The sequence below is a fragment of the Neotabrizicola shimadae genome, assembly GCF_019623905.1.
In the GTDB taxonomy this organism is placed as follows: domain Bacteria; phylum Pseudomonadota; class Alphaproteobacteria; order Rhodobacterales; family Rhodobacteraceae; genus Neotabrizicola; species Neotabrizicola shimadae.
On the sequence record NZ_CP069370.1, the window covers coordinates 3,029,615 to 3,056,611 of the forward strand.

The 26,997-nt window shown below is 69.5% G+C and carries 18 protein-coding genes; 11 read left to right on the forward strand and 7 right to left on the reverse strand.

Annotated features, from left to right (window positions below):
* The first annotated feature begins 9 nt into the window (after positions 1-9).
* The 3 genes from JO391_RS14820 (at position 10) to JO391_RS14830 (ending at position 4,033) form a co-directional block, all read left to right on the forward strand.
* Entirely contained in the window at positions 10-168 is a 159-nt protein-coding gene (locus JO391_RS14820) for a YdgH/BhsA/McbA family protein (RefSeq protein ID WP_220661222.1), read from the forward strand.
* Positions 169-246: 78 nt separating this feature from the next.
* Positions 247-1,512: a diaminopimelate decarboxylase gene (gene lysA / locus JO391_RS14825; RefSeq protein ID WP_220661223.1), complete on the forward strand. Its 1,266-nt coding sequence runs from the start codon at positions 247-249 to the stop codon at positions 1,510-1,512.
* A gap of 40 nt (positions 1,513-1,552) precedes the next feature.
* Complete coding sequence (locus JO391_RS14830) at positions 1,553-4,033, forward strand: DUF4175 domain-containing protein (protein ID WP_220661224.1); 2,481 nt, start codon at positions 1,553-1,555, stop codon at positions 4,031-4,033.
* A 51-nt stretch (positions 4,034-4,084) separates the two neighbouring features.
* Here JO391_RS14830 and JO391_RS21745 read toward each other — a convergent pair whose 3' ends face one another.
* Positions 4,085-4,951, reverse strand: coding sequence for a zinc-ribbon domain-containing protein (locus tag JO391_RS21745; protein WP_220661225.1), 867 nt, complete (start codon positions 4,949-4,951; stop codon positions 4,085-4,087).
* Positions 4,952-5,098: 147 nt separating this feature from the next.
* Between JO391_RS21745 and JO391_RS14840 the strand changes: the two genes are divergently transcribed.
* Genes JO391_RS14840 through JO391_RS14860 form a run of 5 tightly spaced genes read left to right on the forward strand, consistent with a single transcriptional unit; the run spans position 5,099 to position 8,350 of the window.
* Entirely contained in the window at positions 5,099-5,770 is a 672-nt protein-coding gene (locus JO391_RS14840; RefSeq protein ID WP_220661226.1) for a cell division ATP-binding protein FtsE, read from the forward strand.
* Positions 5,767-6,672 (forward strand): cell division protein FtsX, encoded by a 906-nt coding sequence (locus JO391_RS14845; protein ID WP_259444714.1) that lies wholly within the window; start codon positions 5,767-5,769, stop codon positions 6,670-6,672. The genes JO391_RS14840 and JO391_RS14845 overlap by 4 nt, the downstream gene beginning before the upstream one ends.
* Entirely contained in the window at positions 6,672-7,403 is a 732-nt protein-coding gene (locus JO391_RS14850; RefSeq protein WP_220661227.1) for a lysophospholipid acyltransferase family protein, read from the forward strand. Before JO391_RS14845 ends, JO391_RS14850 begins: the two co-directional genes overlap by 1 nt.
* 1 nt (position 7,404) lies before the next feature.
* Positions 7,405-7,743, forward strand: coding sequence for a TfoX/Sxy family protein (locus JO391_RS14855; RefSeq protein WP_220661228.1), 339 nt, complete (start codon positions 7,405-7,407; stop codon positions 7,741-7,743).
* Position 7,744: 1 nt separating this feature from the next.
* Entirely contained in the window at positions 7,745-8,350 is a 606-nt protein-coding gene (locus JO391_RS14860) for an MSMEG_1061 family FMN-dependent PPOX-type flavoprotein (RefSeq protein WP_220661229.1), read from the forward strand.
* A gap of 4 nt (positions 8,351-8,354) precedes the next feature.
* Here the strand turns inward: JO391_RS14860 and JO391_RS14865 are convergent, their stop codons facing one another.
* From JO391_RS14865 to JO391_RS14885, 5 genes are all read right to left on the reverse strand, one after another.
* Positions 8,355-9,041: a 4'-phosphopantetheinyl transferase family protein gene (locus JO391_RS14865; RefSeq protein WP_220661230.1), complete on the reverse strand. Its 687-nt coding sequence runs from the start codon at positions 9,039-9,041 to the stop codon at positions 8,355-8,357.
* Entirely contained in the window at positions 9,034-13,503 is a 4,470-nt protein-coding gene (locus JO391_RS14870; protein WP_220661231.1) for a MupA/Atu3671 family FMN-dependent luciferase-like monooxygenase, read from the reverse strand. Before JO391_RS14870 ends, JO391_RS14865 begins: the two co-directional genes overlap by 8 nt.
* The gene (locus JO391_RS14875) at positions 13,500-14,516 is read right to left on the reverse strand and encodes a glycosyltransferase family 2 protein (RefSeq protein WP_220661232.1); all 1,017 of its coding nucleotides are present in this window, start codon (positions 14,514-14,516) and stop codon (positions 13,500-13,502) included. The genes JO391_RS14870 and JO391_RS14875 overlap by 4 nt, the downstream gene beginning before the upstream one ends.
* A 55-nt stretch (positions 14,517-14,571) precedes the next feature.
* Complete coding sequence (locus JO391_RS14880; protein ID WP_375155704.1) at positions 14,572-20,871, reverse strand: type I polyketide synthase; 6,300 nt, start codon at positions 20,869-20,871, stop codon at positions 14,572-14,574.
* Positions 20,872-21,126: 255 nt separating this feature from the next.
* The gene (locus JO391_RS14885) at positions 21,127-22,512 is read right to left on the reverse strand and encodes a hypothetical protein (RefSeq protein ID WP_259444715.1); all 1,386 of its coding nucleotides are present in this window, start codon (positions 22,510-22,512) and stop codon (positions 21,127-21,129) included.
* Between the two features lie 193 nt (positions 22,513-22,705).
* Between JO391_RS14885 and JO391_RS14890 the strand changes: the two genes are divergently transcribed.
* The gene (locus JO391_RS14890) at positions 22,706-23,458 is read left to right on the forward strand and encodes a WecB/TagA/CpsF family glycosyltransferase (protein WP_259444716.1); all 753 of its coding nucleotides are present in this window, start codon (positions 22,706-22,708) and stop codon (positions 23,456-23,458) included.
* On the opposite strand, the gene JO391_RS14895 is transcribed toward JO391_RS14890, so the two are convergent.
* Positions 23,455-24,432, reverse strand: coding sequence for a glycosyltransferase family 2 protein (locus JO391_RS14895; RefSeq protein WP_259444717.1), 978 nt, complete (start codon positions 24,430-24,432; stop codon positions 23,455-23,457). The genes JO391_RS14890 and JO391_RS14895 overlap by 4 nt on opposite strands.
* A 330-nt stretch (positions 24,433-24,762) precedes the next feature.
* Here JO391_RS14895 and JO391_RS14900 point away from each other — a divergent pair, with 330 nt between their 5' ends.
* Entirely contained in the window at positions 24,763-25,632 is an 870-nt protein-coding gene (locus JO391_RS14900; protein WP_220661236.1) for a P-loop NTPase family protein, read from the forward strand.
* A gap of 5 nt (positions 25,633-25,637) precedes the next feature.
* Positions 25,638-26,993, forward strand: coding sequence for a Wzz/FepE/Etk N-terminal domain-containing protein (locus JO391_RS14905; RefSeq protein WP_220661237.1), 1,356 nt, complete (start codon positions 25,638-25,640; stop codon positions 26,991-26,993).
* Positions 26,994-26,997 lie beyond the last annotated feature (4 nt).

The window sequence follows — 26,997 nt, forward strand, 5'->3', positions numbered from 1 at the left end:
GAGGATGCCATGCTGAGACGGATTGCCCCCCTGATGCTGGTGCTGCTGGCCGCCTGCGGCATCGACGGCGACCCGATCCCGCCGCCGGTGGAGGCGGGACCGAACCCCGGCGTCACCGTGACGGGCGACGCGCAGATGGGCATCGTGAAGCCCTTCGGCGGCGGCTGAGGGGCAAACCCTTCGAAGAAACTTGCCGTTCGCCGGTCTGGCCGCTATCCCCTCGCCGATGCCCGGCGGGAGCCCGAGATGGACCATTTCCTGTATCGTGACGGCGCGCTTCATGCCGAGGACGTGGCGATCCCCGAGATCGCGGCGGCGGTGGGCACGCCGTTCTATGTCTATTCCGCCGCCACGCTGACCCGTCATTACCGGCTGTTCACCGAGGCGCTGACGCCCTTGCCGCATCTGGTGTGCTTTGCGATCAAGTCGCTGTCGAACGTGGCGGTGCTGAAGCTTCTGGGCGACCTGGGCGCGGGCATGGACGTGGTGTCGGGCGGCGAGTACCGGCGCGCGAAGGCGGCGGGCGTGCCGGGCAGCCGGATCGTGTTTTCGGGCGTGGGCAAGACGCGCGAGGAGATGCGGCTGGCGCTGGAAGGCGGCATCCGGCAGTTCAACGTGGAATCCGAGCCTGAGATGCGGGCGCTGTCCGAGGTGGCGACCGCGCTTGGCGTGGTGGCGCCGATTGCGGTGCGGGTGAACCCGGACGTGGATGCCAGGACCCATGCCAAGATCGCCACCGGCAAGTCGGAGAACAAGTTCGGCATCCCGATCGCGCGGGCGTCCGAGGTCTATGCCGAGGCGGCGCGGCTGCCGGGCCTCAGGGTCGTGGGTATCGACGTGCATATCGGCAGTCAGCTGACCGAGCTTGCGCCTTTCGAAGCGGCCTACACCAAGGTGGCCGAGCTGACGCAGCGCCTGCGCGGCGAGGGGCATGTGATCGAGCGGCTGGATCTGGGCGGGGGGCTGGGCATCCCCTACACCCGGTCGAACGAGGCGCCGCCCCTGCCGTCGGATTATGGCGCGATGGTCAAGCGGGTGCTGGGGGGTCTCGGCTGCGAAATCGAGATCGAGCCGGGGCGGCTGATCTCGGGCAATTCGGGGCTGCTGGTTGCCTCGGTCATTTATGTGAAGCAGGGCGAGGGGCGGGATTTCCTGATCCTTGACGCGGCGATGAACGATCTGGTGCGCCCGGCCATGTACGAGGCGCATCACGACATCATCCCGGTGACCGAGCCGCCGCCCGCCAGCCCGACGCAACCGTTCGATGTGGTGGGCCCGGTCTGCGAAACGGGCGACACCTTTGCGCGGGGGCGTGAGATGCCGCTCTTGGCCGAGGGCGACCTTGTGGCCTTCCGGTCGGCCGGGGCCTATGGCGCGGTGATGGCCAGCGAATACAATTCGCGCCCGCTGATCCCCGAAGTGCTGGTGAAGGGGGATCACTTCGCCGTCATCCGGGCACGACCGAGCTTTGACGAAATCTTGAACCGCGATACCATTCCATCGTGGTTGTAAGGCCGTGCCCGCGCCGGGCGGGCACGACCCGAAAGGACGAATGGCAGACCCAACGCCCGATCATCTGATGCGGCAGCTGCGCTGGCCCCTGCGCCTGACCCTTGTCGGGCTTTGGGCCGAGCGTCTGTCGCGCGCGTTCTGGCCGTTCTGGACGATCCTTCTGGCGATTCTGGCGGCCTTTTCCTTCCGTTTCCAGGATTCCGCCCCCATCGAGGCGATCTGGATCGTCGTGGTGCTGGCCGGGATTGGCCTGCTTTGGACGGCGGTCAACGGCTTGCGGGCTTTTCGCCGGCCGAAACTGGCCGAGGCCATGGCGCGGCTCGACTCGGCCCTGCCGGGCCGGCCTCTGGCCGCGCTGACCGATGCGCAGGCAGTGGGGGGCGACGATCCCGCGTCTCGTGCCGTCTGGGCCGCGCATCTGGCGCGCATGGCCGAACGGGCGCGTCAGGCAAAGCCCGTGGCGCCCAACCTGCGGCTGGCCGAGCGCGACCCCTTCGCGCTGCGCTATGTCGCGCTGACCGCCTTTGTCATCGCGCTGGCCTTCGGGTCGGTGCTGCGGGTGGCGGAAGTGGCCGCGCTGGCGCCCGGTGCGCGCGGCAATGTGGCGGCGGGACCGACCTGGGAAGGATGGGCACAGCCGCCCGCCTATACCGGCAAGCCCGCGTTGTATCTGCCCGACCAGAAGGGCGACCGCCTGACCCTGCCGGCGGGCACGAAGATTTCTGTCCGGCTTTATGGCGAAGTCGGCGACCTGACGCTGTCCGAGACCGTTTCGGCGCGCACGGATGTTCCGGCCGCTTCTGACCCGGCGCAGGATTTCGAGGTGAACCAGTCCGGCCGGGTGGAGATTTCCGGCCCCGGCGGGCGGGTGTTCCAGATCGTGGCGCAGCCCGACATGGCGCCCACGGTTGCGCCAGAGGGTGAGATTGGCCGCGAGGGCGACGGTCGGTTCAAGCAGGGCTACAAGGCGCAGGACGATTACGGCATCACCGGCGGCAGTGTGACCGTTGCGCTGGACATGGCCGCCCTGGACCGCCGCTATGGTCTGGCCACCGAGCCAGAGCCCATCGAGCCCGTGGTTCTGGATCTGCCCTTGCCTGTGACAGGCAACCGCGCCGATTTCACCGAGACGCTGGTGGACGACTTGTCGCAAAGCATCCTGGCGAACATGCCGGTGACGATGACCTTCGAGGTTTCGGATGCGTCGGGCCGCCGGGGCGAGGCGGCGCCGATCCAGGTGGTCATGCCGGGCAAGCGGTTCTTCGACCCGCTGGCGGCGGCGCTGATCGAGATGCGGCGCGACCTGATGTGGAACCGCAGCAATGCGCCGCGCGCGGTCGAGATCCTGAAGGCGATCCAGAACGAGCCGCAGGATCTGATCCGCAGCCAGCGCGCCTATCTGAAGCTGCGCGTGCTGACGCGCGAGATGGAGGCGCAACAGGTCAGCCTGACACCCGAGCAGCGCGACGAGTTCGTGCAGCAACTGTGGGACCTGGCGCTTCTGATCGAGGAAGGCAGCCTGGATTCCGCGCGCGCGCGTCTGGAACGCGCGCAGGATCAGTTGAACGAGGCGATCCGCAACGGCGCGTCGAAGGAAGAGATCGACCGCCTGATGCAGGAAATGCGCGAGGCGCTCAACGATTACATGCGCCAGCTGGCGCAGCAGGCCGAGAACAACCCCGACAGTCAGCAGTCCCAGGACATGCAGGGGATGCAGATGACCGGCAACCAGCTGCAGGAGATGCTGGACCAGCTGCAGAAGCTGATGGAGGAAGGCAAGACCGCCGAGGCGCAAGAGCTGATGGAGATGCTGCAGCAGCTGATGCAGAACATGCAGGTCACGCAGGGCCAGGGTCAGGGCCAGGGTGGCCCCGGCGGCCAGGCGATGCGCGACATGCAGGATGCGCTGCGCGACCAGCAGGGGCTGGCGGACGATACCTTCCGCGACCTGCAGGATGGGCAGGAGGGCCAACAGGAGGGGCAGCAGGACGGCCAGCAAGAGGGACAGCAACCGGGCGAGGGCACGCTGTCCGAGCGCCAGCGCGAACTGTCCGACCGGCTGGGCGAGCTGGGCCAGGGCCAGCTTCCGGGCGATGGCACCGAAAAGGGTGAAGAGGGCCGCCGCGAGCTGGACCGCGCGGGTCGCGCCATGGAGGAAGCCGAGCGCGCGTTGCGCGAGGGCGATCTGGCAGGGGCATTGGATCGCCAGGCCGAGGCGATGGAGGCCCTGCGCGAAGGGATGCGCGACTTCGGCGAGGCCATGGCAGAGGCGCAGCGCCAGGATGGCAGCGGCACCGAGGGCGACCGCATGGGCAGCCTGGACCCGAACAGCCAGCGCGATCCGCTGGGGCGCGAGCCGGGCGATTCGGCACGCATCGGGTCGGACCGCAACATGTTGCAGGGGCCCGATGTCTATCGCCGCGCGCAGGATCTGCTGGACGAAATCCGCCGCCGGTCTGGCGAGATGTCGCGCCCGGATGACGAGCGCGACTATCTGAAGCGGCTCCTGGATCTGTTCTGAGGGGCGCTGGCCTGAGTGCCGCGAGGCGACGGGACGCTGGCTTGCGACCCGTCAGCCGCCGGGCGCGGGAGAGACGCTTTCAACCGCGCCGGTGGCCGATTTCAGCAAGCCATCAAGGTACAGCCGGGCGGAATCCACCGCGCCGACATAGCCATCCAGGGCGGGTTTCAGCGCGGGAACCTGGGCCGCGAAGCGCGGCGCCATCAGGTAGGTCACAGCGAGGATCAGCGCGAGCAGGATCATCAGCATGAAGCCCCGGCCAAAGCCGCCGCGGCGGGGCGACATGTCGTCGGGCGCCAGGCCGCTGGCAAGGCCGGCCCGGTCGTCCGTGGCGCGCAGGGTGGAGTTGATTTCCTCGATGTCCGGCAGCTGGCCGCGGCGCGACGCGCGCGAGGGGGCAACCCCGGCCTCGGCCGCGGCTTCGCGCGCGATATCTTCGGCAGAGGGGATCACCTCGACGGGCTTTGCGCGGGCGCGGGCCTCGCGCTCGGCGGCGGCGCTGGCGGCAACGGCACCGGCGACGGCGCTGTCCAGCCCGAGGTCGGGCTGGGTTTCGATGGTGCGCATCGCCTCGGCGCGGCGGGCATTGGCCTCGCGCTCGGCCTCTTCCTTCAGGACGGCGAGCACGGAATCGTCCAGCGTGCGGGGCTGGCGGGGGCTGGCCGACTGATCGGGGGGCGGCGGCTCCGGTTCGTCATCGTCGTCCTCGCCCGGAAGCGGTGACGCGATGGCCGGGACCGCGACGGGTTCCGGTTCGTCGAAGACCTCGGCCTCCGCCTCCGCCTCGGCCTCGACATGAGGGGGAAGCTGGAACCAGCCATGGCCACAGTTGGAACACTGCACATCCCGACCGGTGTCCGGGATGGCGGCGTCGTCAACCTCGTATTCCGCGCTGCAATTGGGGCAGATCAGCCGCATGGATGTTCCGGCCTGTTTCCGTTTTGCCCTATCTTGTAGCAACGATGCCGCGTGTCTCCAAGTCTTTGTGGCCATTCCCGAAGCAGCCGCATTGAAGTTGTGCGCGCCTTGGGCAATTCTGCCGCGCATATCCGAACGGGGCAGGACGTGATCGCCTTCGACAATGTCGCCTACAGCTATGGCGGGGGAGAGCTTCTGTCGGAGGTCTCGCTTCGGCTTGCGCCTGGGTCGTTCCATTTCCTGACCGGGCCGTCCGGTGCGGGGAAATCGACGCTGATCAAGCTGGCCTATGCCGAACTGATGCCGACCGCCGGACGGGTGACGATCTTCGACCGCGAGGTGCGGGGCCTGTCGCGCGACGACATCGCCCGGGCGCGGCGGCGCATCGGGGTGGTGCACCAGAATGTCGAGTTCCTGGACCACCTGCCGCTGATCACCAACGTGACGCTTCCGCTGGCCGTGTCGGACCGCGCGCCCAACCCGCAGGACGTGTCGGACCTGCTGACCTGGGTGGGCCTGCAGAACCACGCCGATGCCCTGCCGCCTTCGCTTTCGGGGGGCGAGCGGCAGCGGGCGGCGGTGGCGCGCGCGGTGATCATGGGGCCGGATGTCATTCTGGCCGACGAACCCACGGGCAACCTGGACTGGGAGATGTCGCTGCGCCTGCTGACGCTGCTGGTCGAGCTGAACCGGATGGGCAAGACCATCCTGATCGCCACGCATGACCTGAACCTGATCCGCAACGCGAAAAGCCAGGTGGCGGCCCGCGTGCTGCGCATCCGCAACCGTCGCGTCCAGCTTGCGGGGGCCGACCTGTGAGCGAGACGGTGCGCGATGCGGGCAGTCTTCTGCGCGGCGACCGCCAGGCCGACCGGGTGGTGCCACCCTCTGGTCCGGCGGCGCGGCTGACGAGCTTCACGGCCGGGGCGATGGCATTCCTGGCGGTGTTTGCGCTGGCGCTCTCGCTGGCCTCGGGCCGGCTGGCCGACCGGTGGGCGGGGGCCTTGGCGCGCACGGCGACCATCCGCATCTCGGCCCCGACGGACCAGTTGGCGGCGCAGACCCAGATCGTGCTGGACATCCTGGCGCAGACGCCGGGCGTCGCTGCCGCGCGCGCGCTGACCGACGAGGAGCAGAAGGCGCTGCTGGAGCCCTGGTTCGGACCCGACCTGCCGGTGGACGCCCTGCCGCTGCCCCGGCTGATCGAGCTGACCGAGGGCGATCCCGGCTATGACGGCGAGGGCCTGCGCCTGCGGCTTTCGGCCGAGGCGCCCGGGGCGATCCTGGACGACCATACCCGCTGGCGTCGCCCGATGGCCGAAGCCGCCAGCCGGCTGCGCCTCTTGGGGGTGCTCTCCATCGCGCTGATCGGCGCGGCGCTGGCGGCGATGGTGACGCTGGCCGCCACGGCCGCGCTGGCGGCCAATGCGCAGGTGATCCGCGTGCTGCGGCTGGTCGGCGCGCGCGACAGCTATATCGCCCGCGCCTTCGTGCGCCGCTTCACCCTGCGCGCGCTTGGCGGTGCGGCTGTGGGCACCGCCGCCGCAATGATCGGCGTGGCCTTCCTGCCGGCGGTGGACGAGGCGGGCGGCTTCCTGACCGGCCTTGGCTTTCAGGGCTGGGCCTGGGCCATTCCTCTGGCCCTGCCGCCGCTGGCCGGGCTGGTGGCCTTTGTCGCAACCCGCACGGCGGCTCTGCGCAAGCTTCGGGAATTGACCTGATGATCGTGATCCGCTGGGTTCTTTCGCTGATCTTCATCGTCCAGATGTATCTGGCCATGGCGGTGCTGGCCGTGGTCTTTGCGCCTTTCGCGCTGTTCTCGCGCCAGGCGGCGCTGCGCGCCTGCCACACCTATTGCGCCTGGGTGATCTTCACCGCGCGGCTCCTGTGCGGCATCCGGTCCGACGTGCGGGGCACGCCACCCACCGGCGAGGCGGTTATTGCCGCCAAGCACCAGAGCTTCTTCGACATCATCCTGATCTTCCACGCCGTGCCCCGCGCCCGGTTCATCATGAAGCGCGAGCTGATGTATGTGCCCTTCCTGGGCCAATATGCCCTGCGCATCGGCTGCATCCCGGTGGACAGGGGCAAGCGCGGCGCGGCCATCATCAAGATGAAGGCCGACGTCGCCAAGGGGGCGGGGTTTCCGGGCCAGCTGATCATCTATCCCCAGGGCACCCGCGTCGCGCCCGGCGCGAAGCTGCCCTACAAGATCGGCACCGGCCTGATCTATGAACAGCTTGGCCAGCCCTGCGTGCCGGTGGCAACCAATGTGGGCGTGCTGTGGCCCAAGCGCAGCCTGCTGCGGACCCCAGGAACGGCAGTGGTGGAGTTCATGCCCGAAATCCCGCCGGGACAGCCCGTGCCGACCTTCATGCGCCAACTGGAAGCGATGATCGAACCCGCGTCCGACCGGCTGATGGCCGAGGCCGGGTTCCGCCTGCCGGCTTGAGATGGCAACGCGGGCCGAGACCATTCCGCCAATCCTGGATGCCGTGCCGGGCACGACCGCACGCCGGATGTTCGGTGAATACGCGATCTACCTGAGCGGCCGGGTGGTGGCGCTGGTCTGCGACGACCGGCTGTGGGTCAAGGCGATGGATGAGGCCCGCGCCCTGCTGCCCGGCGCCGAGGAAGAGCCGCCGTTTCCCGGCGCCAAGCCCTACCTGGCGGCCGATGCCTGGCTGGACGAGCCCGAGGTTCTGACCGAAGCCCTGCGCGCCGTCGCGGAGGCCCTGCCGCCGCCCAAGCCGAAAAGCCCGAAGACCCGCAAGCCGAAAGGGGCCGCCTGATATGGACTGGATCACCGATCTTGACGCACTGCACAGCCATTACGGCACGCCCGCCGCCCCGGCGATGCGCAAGGTAACGGACAGCCTGACACCGTCCTACCGCGCCTTCATCGAACGGTCGCGCTTCTGCGTGCTGTCCACCGTCGGCCCCGAGGGCACCGATGGCAGCCCGCGCGGCGATCAGGGGCCGGTGGTGACAGTGGCGGACCGGCAGACCCTGCTTCTGCCCGACTGGAAGGGCAACGAACGGATCGACTCGCTGCGCAACATCCTGCGCGACGGGCGGGTGAGCCTGTATTTCATGGTGCCGGGATCGACCATATCGGTCCGGGTGAACGGCACCGCGCGGCTGACCGCCGATGCCGCGCTATGCGCCCGGTTCGAGCGCGACGGCCGGCATCCCCGCACGGTGATCGTGATCCGCGTGGCCGAGGTCTATTCGCAATGCGCGCGGGCCTTGCAGCGGTCGGCGCTGTGGACTTCGGGCGATTGCTCCGAGGGCCTGCCGAGCGTGGGGCAGATGCTGGAAGAGGCGACGCGCGGCGACATCGACGGCGCGGCCTACGATGCCGAGCGCGCGACACGGGCGCATCTGGGCTGGTGGTAGGAGCCTAAAGCGGGACCGCCGCGAACGCGATGACATGGCCGCCGGCGCGGCCCCAGTGACCGGCGATGACATCGCCGGGGACGAAGGGCGGATGGGCGGCGGTGAAGGTGGCACGGAAGGCGCCGGGCACCAGCGTGACCTCAAGGTCGTGAAATCCGAACAGCCGCCGGGTCAGGGGATACTGCGCCTTGTAGGCGGCTTCCTTCGCGGCAAAGACCACCATCGCGGCGCGGCCCGGCTCGTCCCGCGGCAGGGCGGCGCGTTCCGAAGGGTTCAGGATCGTGTCCCACAGGAGGGGGTCGAGGGGGGTCTCGGGTTCGAGGTCCAGTCCGATTGCGCCTGCACTGGCGGGCCCGACGATGGCGAGGCAAAGCCGGTCTGAATGGCTGATCGTGCCTGTCACTCCTTCGGGCCAGAGCGGCGCGCGGTCTTCGCCCATCGGCAGCCTGTCCAGCACCAGCCCTGCCTGTCGCGCTGCCGCGCGCGCGGCGCGCCGCCCGGCGGCGAACTCTCGGGCGCGGCGCGGGATGACGCCGGGCGGTGTGTCTGGGTCGTGCGGGGCTTCGGCGCGGGGGTCGGCCGCGGCAAGGGCAAAGCCCGGTGCCAGCCAGCGGGCAACCAGCGACAGGGCCTCCTCTTTGCCCAGATACGCCGGGGGTGCGGGGGCAACGCCCCCGCCTAGCTCAGGCATCCTCGCCCACGCGGCCCGCGCGCATCGCCCGGCGCCGGGCCATGGCGTCGAGCCGTGCGCCCGCGCGGTCTTCCGCCGGGGCGGGCGGCGCCTTCGGCCCTTCCAGATGCGCCGCCAGTTGCGACAGGACCGGGAAGCGGAAGATGTCGGTGATGGTCAGCTTGGTCAGCCCCAGCCCATCCCGCAACTCCCGGTGAGCCTGCACCGCCAGCAGCGAATGGCCGCCAAGCGCGAAGAAGTTGTCGCGCGCACCGACCTTGGGCACGCCCAGGACGCGCGCCCAGATGGCGGCGATCTGTTCGGCCAGTCCTTCCTCAGGCGCCTCGAAGGACTCGGGGGCGCGTTGCGCCTGCGGCGCGGGCAGGGCCTTGCGGTCCACCTTGCGGTTGGGGGTCAGGGGGAAGCTGTCCAGCCGCACCACATGGGCAGGCACCATATGAGCCGGCAGATGATCGGCCAGTGCGGCCTTCAGCGCGACCTCCTCTGCCGGGCCGGTGACATAGGCCACCAGCCGCGTATCGCCGGGGCTGTCCTCGCGCGCCAGAACCACGGCCTGGGTCACGCCCGGCTGCTCTTCCAGCGCGGCCTCGATTTCGCCCAGTTCGATGCGGTAGCCGCGCAGCTTGACCTGGTGGTCGGCACGGCCCAGGAAATCCAGCTTGCCATCCGCGCGCCTGCGCACCAGGTCGCCGGTGCGGTACATGCGGCCGCCCAGGAACGGGTCGGACTTGAAGCGGTCTTCCGTCAGGTCGGGCCGCTGCCAGTAGCCGCGCGCCACGCCGGCGCCGCCGATCCACAGTTCCCCAGGCGTGCCCACCGGCACCGGAGCGCCGGCCTCGTCCAGCACATAAAGCCTTGTGTTGGCGATGGGCGTGCCGATGTTCGTCACCGGCTCGACCGCCAGCACCTCTTCGACCGAGGACCAGATGGTGGTTTCGGTCGGGCCATACATGTTCAGAAGCCGCGCGGGCGTGGCCTTCTTCAGTTCGGCCACCAGGGCGCCGGGCAGCGCCTCGCCGCCGACCATGAGCGTCTTCACCCCGGCAAGGGCAGCGCGGGCCTCGTCGTTCATGGCGATCATGCGGGCCATGGACGGGGTGCATTGCAGGTGCGTCACGCGGTGGCGGATCAGTTGCGCGGCGATGGAGAAATCGTCGGCCTCGACCCCGCCGCCCGAATTGGCGCGGCGCACCACTTCGGCCAGGGGATACAGCCCCTCCATCACCACTTCGGGCGCGATGCCATAGTCGATGAGGCAGGCCACCTCGGTCACGCCGATGCGCTTCAGCCCTTCCACACGCGCCAGCGCATCCTCGACCGTGCCGAACAGGCCCGATTCCTCGAAATAGCGCTGGAAGGCGAAGTCGAGGATGCCTTCCATCTCTTCGGGCGCGAGCGAGCGGATGTCGATGTCCGCCGGGTTCGTGACACCTTGCGGTTTCTTGAAGGCCGGGAAGGCCCAGGCATATTGCTTGATGAGCCCCGCGGCCGAACGGAGGTAATCCTTCATCGGCCCCCGCGCCACCTCGCGTGCACGGTCGCGGTCGCGGGCCAGGTAGGTGTGCAGCATCAGCGTGATGGTGTGGTTTGCCGGATCATGCCCCGCCGCCCGAAGGGCGGCGTGGTAGATGCCGATCTTCTCCGCCACCTCCTCGATGGTCTGTCCCAGCAGATGGGTCAGCACGTTGGCGCCGATCTGCCCGGCCTCGCGCCAGGTTTCGGGGTTGCCCGCCGTCGTCACCCAGACGGGCAATTCCTTAGACACCGGGCGCGGCTGCGTCTTCACCGCGAAGGTTCCGGTCCTGGTCGGAAACTCCACTGCCTCGCCGCGCCACAGACGTCGCACCTGGTCGATGGCGGTGAACATGGCGGCGCGGTTGTCGGGCGGGGTGTTTTCGGGGCGCAGCACGAAATCGTCAGGGTGCCAGCCGCTTGCGATGGCCATGCCGGCACGGCCGTTCGTCAGGTTGTCGATCACCGCCCATTCCTCGGCGATGCGGGCCGGGTGGTGCAGGGGGGCAACGCAGGACCCCGCGCGCACGCCGATGTTCCGCGTGACCGCCGCCACCGCCGCGCCGGTCACCGAGGGGTTGGGATAGGGGCCGCCGAAGGCGTGGAAGTGCCGCTCGGGCGTCCAGACGGCAACGAAGCCGTGGCTGTCGGCGAATTTTGCGCCCTCGAGCAGAAGTTCGTACTTCTTAGGCCCCGCGCCGTCGTCATTGCCCCAGTAATACAGCGAGAAGTCCATCTTCTGCGCCGATCCGATGCGGCCCGACGACACCGTGGCGCGGTCCTCGTCGGACGAGATCACCACCTTGAACCCGCGCGCCAGCGTCCAGAACAGCTCCAGCACCGAGATGTCGAAGGACAGCGAGGTCACCGCCAGCCAGGTGCCGGGATCGGTGCCGATGCGGTCGTCCATGCCGGTGAAGAAGTTCGACACGTTGCGGTGTTCGACCATCACCCCCTTGGGCCTGCCGGTCGAACCCGAGGTGTAGATCATGTAGGCCAGGTCCTCGCCGCCTATCGCGACGCCGGGGTTGGCGTCGGGCGCCAGCGCCAGCCGTCCGTCATGGTCCAGCGCCAGAAGCTCTGGCCCCCTTGGCAGGCTGTCTTCGACCGCGGCCTGCGTCACGATCACCGGGCAACCCGAATCCTCGATGTAAAGCGCGATGCGGTCGGCGGGATAGGCCGGGTCCATCGGCACATAGGCGCCGCCGGCCTTCAGGATCGCCAGCGCGCCGATGATCAGGTCGGGGCTGCGGCGGGTGGCAAGGCCGACCAGCGTGCCGGGGGTGACGCCCATCTGCATCAGCACATGCGCCGCGCGGTTGGCGCGGGCGTTCAGCTGCGCATAGGTCAGCGTGATCCCCTCGAAGGCGACGGCGGGGGCATCAGGGGTGCGGGCCGCCTGCGCCTCGATGGCGGCGTGCAGCGTCAGATCCGCCGGAAAGGCGTGGTCGGTAGCGTTCCAGCGGTGGATCAGGTCTTGCCGTTCGGACTCGGGCAGGATCGGCAGGTCGGCCAGAGCGGCGCCGGGGGTCGCGGCAGCGGCCTGCACGAAGCAGGTCAGCCGCGCGGCGATGGCCTGCGCCTCGGCATAAAGCACGCGCGCGGCGTCGTAGTGGATCGCGCGCGGCGTCAGCGTCAGCGCCGCGCCGGGGAGGGGCGCGTCGTCCTCGCCAAGGGCGATCATGGGCGGGCGCAGGCCCTTCAACCTTGGGTCGCGCAGGATCAGGTCGGCGGCAAAGCCGCCTTGCGGCGCGGGGCGAGCCAACGCATCGGCAATGGCCGAGAGTGGCTGGCCCAAATCCACGCGCAGGGGCAGCCAGCCGGACATGCCCGGCGCCTGCCCTGCCCTGCGGGCAAGGTCGGCCTGCGCCTGCCCGGTCAGCCGCACGGCGGCAGCGGCCAGGCGGGGCAAGGTCAGCGCATCGGCGGGCAGGTCCAGCGCGATGTGGCGGATGCCGGGGATGCCGGTTTCGGTGACGGGCAGGCTTGCCGGGGCCAGGCTGGCCAGGGCACGGGCAACGGCAGCTTCTTGCGGGGCCGTGCGGGCCAGTGCTTCGGTCCAGCGCGCCGCCTCGTCCGAAGAAGGCGCCCGCAGCGCGGTAACGGTGGTGGGGCAGACGGCGGCGCCTGCCATGTCGCGCAGGCCTGTGAGGCGGATCGCGCCGTCGGCGCTGGCGACGACCAGCCCGGCGGGCGTGGCCTCCAGCACCTGCCCCGGAGTTCCGTGGCCTTGGGCCGGTTCAGCCGGGCCGACGACCAGCACGCGCTCGCCGTCCAGAATCTTCGGCAGGGTCACCGGGTTGGCATAGCTCCCATGGTCCAGCGCCCGGATCAGGCGCAGCAGCGCGGCAGTCGGCTGGGTGAAGTCCAGAAGGCCCTGCGCCGCCGGTCGGTCGGCCCGGCGATGATGGTTCAGGTGCGGCAGCACCTGTTTGCGGCGATAGGGGATGCCGGCCTCGATTTCGGCCATCACCTCGGGGAAGCTGTCCAGCGCCGCCTCGAAACAGCGCGTGTTCAGCGTCAGCGCCGTATCGGTTGGGGCGATGTCGAAGGACCGTTCGGCCAGAATGTCGCCTTCGTCCACGCCGCCTTCGATCAGGTGCCAGGTGATGCCGTGCCGCGCGTCGCCCGCGAGGATTGCCCAGACCGGCGCATTCAGCCCGGCATGGGCGGGCAGCGGACCGTCGTGGAAGTTGACAGCGCCCTTCGTCGCCTTGGCCAGAAGGGCCGGCCCGATGACCGACAGGTTGGCGATGGAGAGGATCCAGTCGGCGCTTTCCTCTGGCACCGACCCCGGCGGCAGAACGGGGATCCCTGCGCCCTTGGCCCACTGCGCGGTGCCCGCATGGCGCGTGATGACGCAGGTCAGCCTGTGGCCACGCGCCTGCCACATCTCGCCGCACTGGCGCGTCAGGCTTTCGTTGCCGATGAGGATCGCGGAAAGGCTCATGTCATGCTCCTGTGTCCCGACCGGGCAAGGGCCGGCGGGGTGGTGCCACGCGGCTGTTCGCGCCGCGCCGTGGCGGCATGGGTCGCATAATGCAGCGCCATGTCGGCGAGGAAATGAGGTGGATCAACCGGATCGCGGCGCTGGATCAGGCAGCGCAGCCGCCAAAGCGCACCGCCGGTCAGCCGGGCCAGCGTGGCCAGCGCCGCATAGGGCGCGCCGTGGACCTTGGTGAAGTAGTAAAGCCGCGAGTCGAGCCAGAACCGGGGGATACGCGCCCAGGTCTTCATGCCGGTCGAGGCCGAGCCGATGTGTTCCACCTTGCTGGCACGGACGTAATCGGTGGCAAAGCCCGCCGCGACGGCACGGTGCATCAGTTCGGTTTCTTCGTAGTAGAGGAAAAAGACCTCGTCGAAGAGGCCGATCCGGTCCAGCATGTCCATGCGCATCAAGACCGAGGCGCCGGCCAGCCAGTCCACCCGCGTCGTGCGGTCGGGAACGGGCAGGGGGACGATGGAGGCGTGCAGCCAGCGGCTGACAAGCCCCAGGCGGATGGCGCCCTCAAACTCGCTGGTGATCGAGGGGAAGCGGAAGGCGGTTTCGTGCGGTTGGCCATCCGGCCCGTGGATGTAACTGCCGGCAAAGCCCGCCTCTGGCTGGGCCGCCAGGTGATCCATCAGGCGTTGCAGCGCATCGGGCGCGGGGAAGGCGTCGGAGTTCAGGACATAGACAAAATTCGGCCGTCCGCCCCCCGGCAGGCCCGCGCGGATGCCGAAATTGTTGCCGGCGCCGAAGCCGCCGTTCCGCCCCGCTTGCAGCACTTGCACCCTGTCCCAGCCCCGACGTGCGACCTCGGCAGCCATCACCTCGAACGAGCCGTCGCCGGAGGCGTTGTCCACGATGGTGACGGCACCCGCGATCCCCTCCATCGCCCGCAGCGCGGCCTCGGCAGAGCGCAGGGTCATCTCGGGCGTGCGCCAGTTCAGGATGACGGTCAGGACGGTCGGGCCGGTCATGAAACCTTCCCCGCGGGGAAGGTTTCAGGCGCAGGGGGAACCCGCACCGGCGCGGTCATTCCGCGGCCTGTGCGAAGGTGCCCGGCTCGGTCTCTGCCTCGGCGATCACCGCTTTCAGGCGCTTGGCCAGCACCCGGACGTTCGGTTCCAGCACCATGGAATCGTGGTCGCCCGGCACCTCGATCACCTTCAGCCCCGGCGCAAAGCGGGTCAGGTCGTTGTCGGGGAAGACATATTCCCGCGCCGATGAAACCCACCTGCCCCCCGTCACCTTCCAGCGACGGTCCAGCGGCGGACGGAACAGAACGGTGCGGCCATTATGAACGGTCATTTCATAACGCGGCAGCGCAGCCCGGAAGGCGGCCTCGATGGCGGCATTGTGGAAGCCCTCGGCGCTGTCCTCGGCCTTCTCGTGCTTGCCCCGGCGTTCCCAGTCCCATCGCTGCCTGGCCCAGTCGATCAGGAAGCCCGGCCCCTTTTCGCGCAGTTCCGCCGCCTTGATCGCGGCCTTGTCGGCGCGCGACAGCGCGGGGCGCAGGGGGATTGGCGTGTCAAGCAGCACAAGAAGCGAGACCTCTTCCCGCGCCGCTTCCAGCTGGCGGGCGATTTCCCAGGCAATCAGCCCGCCGCCCGAGAAGCCGCCCAGCATGTAGGGCCCTTTCGGCTGCACCTGCCGCATCTCGGCCAGGTAATCCCGCGCGGCCTCGACAAAATCCTCATGCGGCGCAGCATCGCCGTAAAGCCCCCGCGCCTGCAGGCCGTAGAACGGGCGGTCGCCGCCGATGAGTTGGGCCAGGTGGCGCAGGTTCAGCACGTTGCCGAACATGCCGGCCACCAGGAAGAAGGGTTGGCGCGGCCCGCCTTCGCCCTGGTGCATCGGCACCAGATGGGTGAAGCGCCGCGCCGGCGCCACAGGCCGGGCCGCGGGTGCGCTGTCATCCTGCGGGCCGATCTCGGCCTCGATCAGCCGGGCGCAGGCGGCGACCGTCGGCGCCTCGAACAGGACCGAGATCGGGAAATCCACGCGCCAGGCCTTCTTCACCATGGCGAACAGCCGCACGGCGATCAGCGAATGGCCCCCCAGGTCGAAGAAGCTGTCCTCCACGCCCACGCGGGCCACCCCCAGCAGCTCCTGCCAGAAGCCCACCAGCGTGCGTTCGATGTCGTTCCCTGGCTCGACATAGGCCGTGTTCAGGTCGGGCCGGTCAAAGCTCTGCCCCTCGGGCCGCTCGGCTTCGGCGGCGCGGGTCAAAGCCACCAGCGCGGGCAGGTCCAGCGAGGAGACGATGATCTGGCTTTGCCCGGCTGCCAGCGCGCGGCGGAAGGCCTCGGCGCCCTCTTCGGGGCGTATGCCACGGGCAAAGCTGTGAAGCAGCCGCTCTTCGGCGGGTGAGGCGGCCCTGGCCGTGCCGCCCTCGACCTCCAGGTCGCGGGCCTGCGGCGGCGTCAGCGTCAGCGCGCCCTCCAGCCGGCGAATGGTGAAGCCGGTGATCTCGGCGCAGACCTCGCCCTCGGGCGTGGCCAGCGTCACGTCAAAGCGCGCCACCGGCCCCTCGGCGCGGTTGGCCCCGGCGTTACGCACATGGCTCACGATCCGGGCCGGCAGCGGACGCCAGAGCCGCAGCCGGTCATAGGCCACCGGCACCCAAAGGTGAGAGGGGCGATAGCCCGCGATCAGCTCCATCGCCCAGCCGGTAGCAATATCCATCAGGGCGGGGTGGATCAGCCATCCCTGCCCGGCCTCGCCCGCGAACTTGGCCGGCAGCGCCAGATCGGCAAGGCCTTCCCCCTTGCCGAAGGCGCGCGTTTCCAGCACGCGCCAGCGCGGACCAAAGCGCAGGTGGTCTTCCTGCCCGGTGCGCAGGCCGGCACCGGTTTCCGCAGCACCCATGCGCGTGCGCAATGCCGCCATGTCCAGCCGCGGCGCGGCGCCCTTCAGGGGCATCAGGCTGGCGGTGGCATGGGTCTGCCACCCGGTGCGGCCCGCTACCGTGACCTCGGACCGCAGGTCGAAGCCGTATCCTTCATCGCTGCGGATCAGCCGCGCGCGCGCCTCGACCGGGGCATCCACCACCAGCGGGCGGAAGAAGGTGAAGTCGCGCATTTCCAGCGCCGTGCCTTCGCCCTGCGCCGCCATCGCCTCGGCGGCGAATTCCAGCATCCCCGTGCCCGGAACCAAAGCCGTACCATCGGCCAGCCTGTGCCCGTCCAGCAACCAGCGGTCGGTGGTAAGGCGGGAGAAGAACACGCGGTTGCCCCGGGCGTCGAAGCCTTCCTCGTCCAGCAGGGGGGCGCGGATCGGCAGACGGGGCGAGGCCGGTCGGTCTCCGGTGCGGTCGGCCAGCGCCTCGGCCGCCATGCCCACGCCCTGCCAGATGCCCCAGTCCAGCGCCACCACCCGCGTCTTGCCGCCCGAGTGCGATTTCGCCCAGGCGTTCAGGTATTCGTTCGCCGCGACATAGTCGATCTGCCCCGCCGGCCCCGTGACCGTGGAGGTGGACGAGAACAGCACCATCAGCTCCAGCGCCCCGTCGGGGAACAGCTGCGAGAGCACCTGCGTGCCATGCAGCTTTGGCGCGAAGACCTCTTCCACCTCGGCGGGGGTTTTGGTCAGAAGCGGACCGTCATCCACCACACCCGCCGCATGGACCACCACCTTGACCGGGCCAAGCCGGCCCTCGGCGATGGTCAGCGCGGCGCGCATGTCTTCCACGTCGCAGACATCAGCTGCGGCCACCTCGACACGCCCGCCGATGGCCTCCAGCCGCTGCAGCGCAAGGATGCGGCGGTTCACCGGATCGGCGGGGCCGTTGCGGTCAAGCCGGGCCTGCCACTGTTCGCGCGGGGGCAGGGGGCGGCGGGCCAACAGGATCACGTGGGCCTCGAACCGGCGGATCAGGTCTTCGGCCAGCGTCAGCCCGATGCCGCCAAAGCCGCCGGTGATCAGCACGGTGGCCTTGCGCGGGAAGGCGAAGGGTTCGTCGGCGAGGGTGGTGGGGCGCAGGCCCTGTTCATACCGGCGCCCCTGCCGCAGCGCGGCCAGATGCTCGCCGGGGGTGGCGAGCAGGTCCTCCAGCACCGGCAGGGCCAGCGCCTCTGCCCGTCCGCCGGCAAGCTCCACATCCAGCGTGGAACAGGTGAAGCCCGGCAGCTCGCGCGGGATCACGCGGACGGGGCCCAGGATGGTGGCCTTCTCGGGCCAACGCAGGGCCTCGGCCTTCACTTGCGCCGCGCCGTTGGTGATGGCGGTCAGGTGGATCGGGCGGGGCAGGTTTTCCTCGGCAATGGCCTGGGCCAGGAACATCAGGGAATAGAAGCCCTGTTCCAGGTTGCGGTGCAGGAAGGACGAGCCGGGCCGGAAGCTTTCGGTTGCCGTCACGCCCCAGAAATGCGCGATCCGGTCAGGCGCATGGCCATGCGCCACCAGATCGCGGATCAGCTGGTCATACCCTTCGCGCCCGCGCTCGGGGGCCAGCACATAGCCCCCGGCTTCGCGCGCGAAGGCATCGCCCGCCCGCACCGTCACCACGGGGTGCCCCGCCGCCTTCAGCCGTGCCACCACCTCGCGGCCCAGACCCGCATCGTCCAGGAACACGAGCCAGGACTGTTTTGGCGCCTGTGCCAGCCCGTCTTCGACATCGCAATCGCAGGCCGCTTCCTTCGGCCGCCAGACCGGGCGCCAGCCCCAGTCGGCGATGTCGTCCCGTCGTTCGGGCAGATGGGCCTCGGGCTCGGCCCCGGTCTCGGAGGGCGCGATGAAATAGGTCTTGCGCTGGAACGGGTAGGTCGGCAGCACCACGCGGTTGCGGCGCGCGCCGGCCCAGACCGGCTCCCAGTCCACCGCCACGCCGCAGGCCCACAGGCGCGCGATGGTCAGGATGTGCCAGGCGTCGTCGGCCATCGCCTGTTCGGGGTGGCGCAGCGCCGGCACGACCTGTGCCGCCGGCACGCCATTGGCCTGCGCCAGTGACGAAAGCGCCCGCCCCGGCCCCATTTCGACGAAGACGCGGGGGCCTTCGGTCTTCAGCCAATCCATGCAGGACTGGAAGTTCACCGTACCCCGCAGGTGGCGCACCCAGTAATCCGGGTCCGTCGCCTCGGCCGCCGTCAGCGGCTGGCCCGTGCGATTGGAAATGATCGGCAGCCGCGGCGGCGACAGGCGGATCGACCGCAGGTACGCGCCGAAGCGGTCCAGGATCGGCTCCAGCATCCGGCTGTGCGCCGCTATGTCGATGGCGATGCGCTGCGTCTCCACGCCTTCCACCGCCAGCGTTTCCGCCAGCGTCTTCAGCGCCGCATCGGGCCCCGACACCACGCAAAGCCCCGGCGCATTGACCGAGGCCATATCCAGATCGCCCGTCAGCCTTGGCCGCAGGTCCGCCTCGGCCAGAGGCACCGACAGCATCCCGCCCGGCGCGATGGTGTCGAACAGCTGCCCGCGCAGATGCACCAGCCCGATGCAATCTTCGAAACTCATCACCCCGGCCAGCGCGGCAGCGGTGTTCTCGCCCATGGAATGGCCGACCAGCGCCGCGGGCGAGACGCCCCAGCTTTCGAACAGCTTGGCCAGCCCATATTCGGTGATCATGATCAGCGGCAGTTGCACCGAGGGCCGCTTCAACCGCTCGTTCGCCGCCGCCTCCTGCCCCTTGCCGGGCAGCCAGATCGCCTTGATGTCGTAATCCAGCTTCGGTTGCAGCACCGCCAGCCCGCGGTCCATCCAGTCCTGGAACACTGGCTCGGTCTCGTAAAGGTCGCGCGCCATACCGGCATATTGCGCCCCGCCGCCGGGGAACAGGAACACGACCTCGGGCGACTCCAGCGCCTCGTGGGTGAAGACCCGGCGCGCGTCACCGCCTTCCAGCAGCGCCGCCGCCTCCGCGTGGCTTTCCGCCACCAGCACCCGGCGCTTCTCGAACGCACGGCGCCCTTCCTTCAGCGTGAAGGCCACATCCGCCAGCGGCTGATCCGGGTTCGCCCGCAGATGCGCCGCCAGCCGGGCCGAGGCCGCATCCAGCGCCGCCTTCGACCGGGCGGAAACGACAATCGGCTGGAACGGCCACAGGCTTTCCTCCGACGCCGCCCGCTCCGGCGCCCTCTCCAGCACCGCATGGGCATTCGTGCCGCCCACGCCAAGCGAGTTCACCCCGGCCCTGAGCGGCTCTGGCCCCGTCCAGTCGGACAGCCGGTCATTCACCCGAAAGGGCGAGGTCTCAAAATCAATCGTCGGGTTCGGCGCCTCATAGCCCAAGGACGGCGGCAGCTGCCGGTGATGCAGCGCCAGCGCCACCTTCACCAGGCTCGCCACGCCCGCGGCCGTGTCCAGGTGGCCGATGTTGGTCTTGACGCTGCCGATGCGGCAGGTTCCCACCCCGGTGCCTGTCTGCCGGAAGGCCTGGGTCAGCGCCGCCACCTCGATCGGGTCGCCCAGATAGGTGCCGGTGCCATGGCATTCCACATAGGACACCGAGTCCGACACCACCCCCGCGACCGCCTGCGCCTCGGCCACGCAGGTCGCCTGGCCTTCGACCGAGGGCGCCAGATATCCCGCCTTGGCCGCGCCGTCGTTGTTGATGGCGGTGCCCTTGATCACGGCCCAGATATGGTCGCCATCGGCCACCGCATCCGCCAACCGCCGCAGCACCACGCAGCCCGCGCCAGAGCCGAAGACGGTGCCCTGCGCGCGGTGGTCGAAGGCGTGGCAATGGCCGTCGGGCGAAAGGATCTCGTTCTCGTGGTACAGGTACCCCCGCCCCTGCGGCAGCTCGATGGTCACGCCGCCCGCAAGCGCCATGTCGCATTCGCCGTTCAACAGGGCCTGGATGCCGTAGTGCACCGCCACCAGCGAGGTCGAGCAGGCCGTCTGGATGTTCACCGACGGGCCCTTCAGGTCGAAGATGTGGCTCACGCGGGTGGACAGGAAATCCTTGTCGTTGCCGGTATGGCGCAACAGGAACATGCCGGTGGACGACACCAGGTCGCGGTTCGAACACAGGTTGAAATAGAAGTAACTGCCCATGCCGCAGCCGGCATAGACGCCGATGGCGCCCTTGAACCGCTCGGGCGGGTGGCCCGCGTTTTCCAGCGACTCCCAGGCCACCTCCAGAAACTGCCGGTGCTGCGGGTCCAGGATCGCGGCCTCCTTGGGCGAGAACCCGAAGAACTCCGCGTCGAAATCGGCGAACCCCTCAAGGGGCGCGGCCGCAGGCACATAGTTCGGCCGCGCCATCCGTGCCGGGCTTTCTCCGGCGGCGGCCAGGTCTGCCGGTGTCAGCGCCCTGATGCTTTCGATCCCGTCCCGGAGGTTGCGCCAATAGGCATCGACATCCGCCGCACCCGGAAGATGCGCCGCCATGCCGACAATGGCGATGTCCGTCTCGGACCAGGGCTCGGGACGAGAGGTCAAATGTCTTCCACCTGTACAGCGGTCAGGGACCGGATCACAAAGCACCCGCAATTTATGGCAGATCGGCGACCATTGCGAGGCTGGGGCCGCAAGAACGCAGTGTTTCCGCCTCGACCTGACCCGCCGCGCCGCTTCCGATGGCCCACTGCAACCGAAGGCCGCACCGGGCTGGCCCGGAACAACGAAAGCGCGAAGGCCCGGCCGTCAGATCACCGTCCGCACCGGCGTCACGCCGGCGGTCTCCACGGTCCGCCCCGCCCGGCGCAGCGCCTCGGCCTGGCCCAGAAGCGCCCCGCCGATCATCCAGGTCAGCGGCACCAGAGTCGCATTGGGCAACAGGTCCACCAGATTCGCCGCATAGATCAGCGCCACCGCCGCCACCGCAGGCGCGGGCAACCGGCGCGCCGACACGCGCGCCAGCAACAGAAGCGGCATGGTCAAGAGCCCGAACTCGGCGATGTAGCCCAGCCAGCCGTTCATCCCCAGCCGGATGATCCACATGCCGTCCGAAACGCTCAGCGTCTTGCCCGTCACCGGATCGTGCAACATATTGCGCCCATAGCCGCCCCATCCGAACAAGGGCCGTGCCGCGCCATGCGCCAGAAGCGCCTCTTCGTTCATCACCCGGAACTCGAAGCTTTGCGCACGATCTGCGCTGATGCCGTGGGCCAGCGCCATGACCGTGTCGATGGGCACCAGATGCAGGCCGCGCAGCAGCGGATAGGTGATGACCACGGCCGCCAGCACACCCGCCACCAGAACCTGGGTGCGCGCTCCTGCCAGAAGGATCATCGGCGTCAGCGCCACCGCATAGAACATGGGCCCCACTGACCGTGCCAGCACCAGGGCCAGCGCCAGGATCAGCGCAAAGCCCACCCATTTCGCCCGGTCGGCGGCCGGGGACAGCCGCGCCAATGTCAGGGCCGACAGGAACGACATCAGGACGAACAGCGCCAGCCACAGCCCGTGCGGCAGGAACACCATGGGGCGATAGCCGCCAAAGCGCACGGCCTGCGAAAAGTCATGCGCGAAGAACCCATACACCCAGATGTTGATCTGCGGGCTCAGCCGCGCCTCGATCAGCATCGGCGGCACATAGGCCAGCCCGCCCGCCACCAGCGCGACCAGGATCGCGCGCGCCGCATGAGGCGTGGCCAGATAGCGCCGCGCCAGGAAATAGGGGGTGATGGTGATGGCCTGGCCCGCCACCACCGAAAGCGAATCGTACAGCGTCATGCCGGGCAGCCACAGGCCGGGGCCGACCACCGGATCGTCGTTGGTCAGCACGGTCGCAAAAGGGCTGAACACATAAAGCAGCACCAGGAAGCGGCCCGCCGGTGTCTCGGGCACGAACGACACCCGGTCCTTCAGCAGGAAAACCGCGCAGGCCAGCGCCATCAGGTTCGAGACGCTGTACTTGTCCAGGTCGGGCAGGCCGGGCAGCGCGATCACCGCCTGGCTTGGCGGCAAGATCAGATAGGCCCCAAGGATCGTCCAGATCAGCGCGCGCGCCGGGTCCAGCCGTTGCCACAGCACAAGCGTGACCAGGGGCCAGCTCAGAAGCGCAAGAAGGGCAACGGCGTTCGGCAACGGCGGGATTCCTCGGGCAATGGGATCAAGAACCCTGTCCGGCGCGAAAAATCCACCGTGCTCGCGCGTGGAAAGGGCGCCGGGCCTTGCAGAAACGCATCATTTCCCATCCGGCGACGATTTCCGCACCCGCCTCTCTCTTCCCCGCGGGGAAGCATGCTATGACAACCCCATAACGCGCAGGAGGGTCAGGGTGGAGTTTCGCTTCGGCAGCGATCGCGTCACGATCACGCATCCCGACCGCGCGGCCCTGCTCACCGAGGTGGACCGCCGACTTGCCGCGGGACGCGGCTTTGCCCTGGCCACGCTGAACCTCGACCACATGGTGAAGCTGCGACACGATCCGGCCTTCCGGGCCGCCTACCAGCGGCAGGACATTGTGGTGGCCGATGGCAACCCGGTGGTCTGGCTGTCCAGGCTGGCCCGCCGCCCGGTAAGCCTTGTGCCCGGCGCCGATCTCGTCTTGCCACTGGCCGAGGCGGCGGCGCGCCATGGCGTGCCGGTGGCGCTGATCGGCAGCACGGACGTGTCGCTGAACCGCGCGGCCGCCGCGCTGAAGGCCCAGGTGCCGGGCCTGACCGTCGCCTGCACCATTGCACCGTCCTTCGGCTTCGACCCCGAGGGCGAAGAGGCCGCCGCAATCCTGACCCGGCTTCGAGACGAAAACGTGGGCCTTGCCTTCATCGCCCTTGGCGCGCCGAAACAGGAACGCCTCGCCGCCCGCGGTCGCGCCCTGTCACCCCGCACCGGCTTTGCGTCCATCGGGGCCGGGCTCGACTTCCTCGCCGGCACACAGCACCGCGCCCCCGCGGGCTTCCGCGCCCTGTCGCTGGAATGGCTCTGGCGCGCGCTGATGCAGCCGCGCCGCATGATCCCGCGCTACATGGCATGCGCCGCCATCCTGCCGGGCGAGGCCGCCCGCGCCCTGCGCCAGCGCACGGGCTAGCGGTACTCGATCAGCCGCACCCGCCGCCCCCGAAGCCGCGAAAGATAAAAGCCAAGCGCCCCCTGCGCCTCGGCAAAGCGCCCGATCACCGCGTGGACCGCCCGCTCCCAGGCCAGCCGCCCGCCCCCATCGCGCAGCGCCAGCCGCAAGACCTGCGCGGGATAGGCGGCTAGCAAGAGCCAGCCCCAGGGGGACACCAGCCCCGCCACCACTGCGACGACCGGCAGCGCCACGCCCCAGGCCAGTGCCCGCCGCGTCTCGTGCAGCCAGTGCCGTTCCGGCGCACCGCCATGGAGCGAGGCGCCTTCGGCAAAGGCATGGCCCGTCCGCACCATCCGCCGCCACCATTGGCCGAACCGCAAGAGCCCCGCATCGTGCCAGGTCATCTCGGCATCTACGCGCCAGACCTCGCCCCCCGCCCGGATCAGCCGCAGGCACAGCTCCGGCTCCTCGCCCGCGATCAGGTCGTCGCGGTAGCCCCCCGCCGCCTTCACCGCCGCATACCGCATCAGCGCATCGCCGCCACAGGCCCGCGCCGGACCGACCGGCGTGTTCCACTCGTCATCCGCCAGCCGGTTCCAGACCGAGGCTTCGGGATGCCGCTCGCGCCGCCGCCCGCAGACCACGACGGCGCGGGGATGTTCTGCAAACGCCGCCAGCGCGGTCGCGACGAACCCCTCGCGCAGCGCGCAATCGCCATCCAGGAACAGCACGAACTCCGGCGCCGGGTCCAACGCCGCCATCCCGGCGTTGCGCGCCCGCGCCGCGGTGAAGGGGCGCCCCATGTCCAGCGCCACCACTTCGGCTCTCGCCGCCCGCGCCAGCTCGACCGAGCCATCCGTGGACCCGCTGTCCACATAGACCACCCGCCGCACCTGGCCCTCCAGCGCGGCCAGGGCCGCCGCCAGCCGCGCGCCCTCGTTCCGGCCGATCAGCACGGCATCCACCGTCACGGTTGCGGCATCTGGCGGCACGGCGCGGCTCCCTGTCCCTTCCCCTTCCTGACAGCCATGTGATGGGCTGCCAAGCCCCACCGACATGCCCGCTCCCTTCCATAAATCGGTCACATCGGTTACAGATCAACACATTGGGCGGGGGCCCGACATGTTAAGGCTTTCGGGCGCAGGCGGATGTTCCGCCAGTGGTCTGCGGGCTCATCCATGCCCCGTCCTTGGGCGGGGTTGCGTTTGTACCGGGATCGGCCTTCCAGGCCCACCCCCGACCTTGGGCCCAAAGTTATGACGCGTGACCACAACATCTTGATGCCATTTGCGCCGCGACGCGAAGACTTGGGGCCCGCCGAGATGACCGTGAAGAAGGGGGATGACCGGCCCGCCCCGCGCAGCGCTGCTGTGACGCTGTTTCGGCGCGGCACCGAACCCCATCCGCCCAAGCCCCATGACCGCCGCCTTGTCGCGCCGCAGATTCGCGCGCGCGATATCTTCTCGGGCAATGCGCCCGAAGCGCTGGTCAATTCCGCGCGAGTCTGGTCCTCGCTGAACCGGATCAACCTCGATGCGGGCGTGCTGGCCGGAAACGGTCTGTTTCCGCGCGCCGATGCCGAAAGCGCCGCCATGCGCTTCGACCTCCTGCGCACCCAGATGCTGCACGCCCTGGCCGAACGCGGCTGGAGCCGCATCGGCATCACCGCACCCCGCCGTGGCTGCGGCGCCTCGTTCATCGCCGCGAACCTGGCGCTCAGCTTCGCGCGCCGCCCGGACGGGTCCACCGTGCTGATCGACCTCGACCTGCGCCACCCCGCGCTGGCCCGGCGGTTCGGCCTGGCCGACCTGCCACCGCTGCGTGCCTTCCTGATGGACGATGACCCGCTGGAAGCCCATTTCCTGCGCTATGGCCAGGGGCTTGCCCTTGGGCTGAACGGCCGTGCCGAGCCAGATCCGGGCTCCATCCTCCATGCCCGCGCCTGCGACATGGCGCTGGAGGCGGTATCCGTCCAATTGGAACCCGGCCTCATCCTGTTCGACCTCCCGCCGCTGCTCGAGGGGGATGAGGTGCTGACGCTGAAGCCGCAGCTAGATGCCGTCATTCTGGTGGCGGATGGCACGCGCACCTCGCCGGGCGACCTGAACGCCTGCACCCGCCTGCTGGAGGGCCAGGTGCCGATCCTGACGGCCATCCTGAACCGCGGCGAAGATGCCGCCCGCACGAGATAGCCGCCATGGGCCAGATCCAAAGCCTTGGCGAGTTGTTCAGCCTGATCCGGCGCCACATCCTGCTGATCCTGGCGGTGTTCGTCCTCGGCACGGCGCTCGCCGCCGTCTATGCCAAATCCCGTCCGGACGTCTATGAATCCACCGCCGTCATCCAGGTCGAAGCCAGCGAGATCGTGCGCCCCGGCGCAAACGGCGGCACCGCGCGGCCCGGCGAGGATGTAGGCGTCCTGCTGGACGCGATCGAACGGCGCCTGACCACGCGCGACGCGCTTCTGGACCTTGCCCGAAGGCAGGGCATCCTGGTCGATGTTCCGCTGTCCGATGACCAGAAGGTCGCGCTTCTGCGCCAGTCCATCAGGTTCCAGCCGATCTTTGGCCTTGGCTCTGCCGCCGGCCAGTCCGCCGGGCTTTCGGCGCTTGCCATCACCACCGGCCTGTCAGACCCGGAACAGGCGGCGCGCGTGTCCAACGACCTGGCCCAGACCATCCTTGATGCCTGGTCCGAAGGCCAGTTGTCCCGCACGCGCACGGCGCTGGATTTCTACCGCGCCGAAGAGGCCCGCCTGTGGAGCGAGATCACAAGGCTCGATGACGAGGTCGCAGCGTTCAAGAACCTCAACCCCGGCAGCCTGCCCACCCAGGCCAGCGCGCTGAACCAGGAACTGCTGCGCCTGGACGATCAGACCCGCGCGCTGGACCAGCGCCGTCTGGTGGCCCAGGCCAGCCTTGACAAGCTGACGCAGGCCGGCGCGACCCGCACCACGGAACAGCGCCAGCGCGAAGAGCTTGAAACAGAGCTTCGTCAGGTCGGTCAGCAACAGGCGGCGCTTTCGGCCCGCGTGGCGCAGATCCAGTCCGACCTTGCCCGTATGCCCGAGGTGGAAAAGGCGCTCGACGCCTACGACCGCCGCCGCCTGCAGCTTGAAGGCCAGCACACCGCCGTCACCGCCCGGCTGGCCGAGGCCGAAACCGCCGTTCGCCTGGCCGACAGCCAGCAAAGCGACCGCGTTGCCATGCTGGAACGGGCCCTGACGCCGCCTTATCCGGTGGGCTCCGGCGGCAAGAAAATGGTGGTGGCAGGCGCGATGGCCAGCCTTCTGCTTGGACTTGGTCTTGCGTTTATGCGCGATCTGATGCGCCCCGTGGTGCGCACCGCCGCCCAGATGGAACGCCAGACCGGCCTGCGCCCAGCCATGGTGCTGCCGGTGGTGCCCACCGGCCGCTCGGCCAGCCGCAAGGCGCGCCGGGCCGAGGCGCTGCGTGAGAAGCTTGCCGAAACGATTGCCGAAACGCCCCGTGCCACGCTGGCGCTTGGTGCCGGCGCGCTCTTGCTCTTCCTGGTGTCGGCCTTTCTCGTCTAGGACG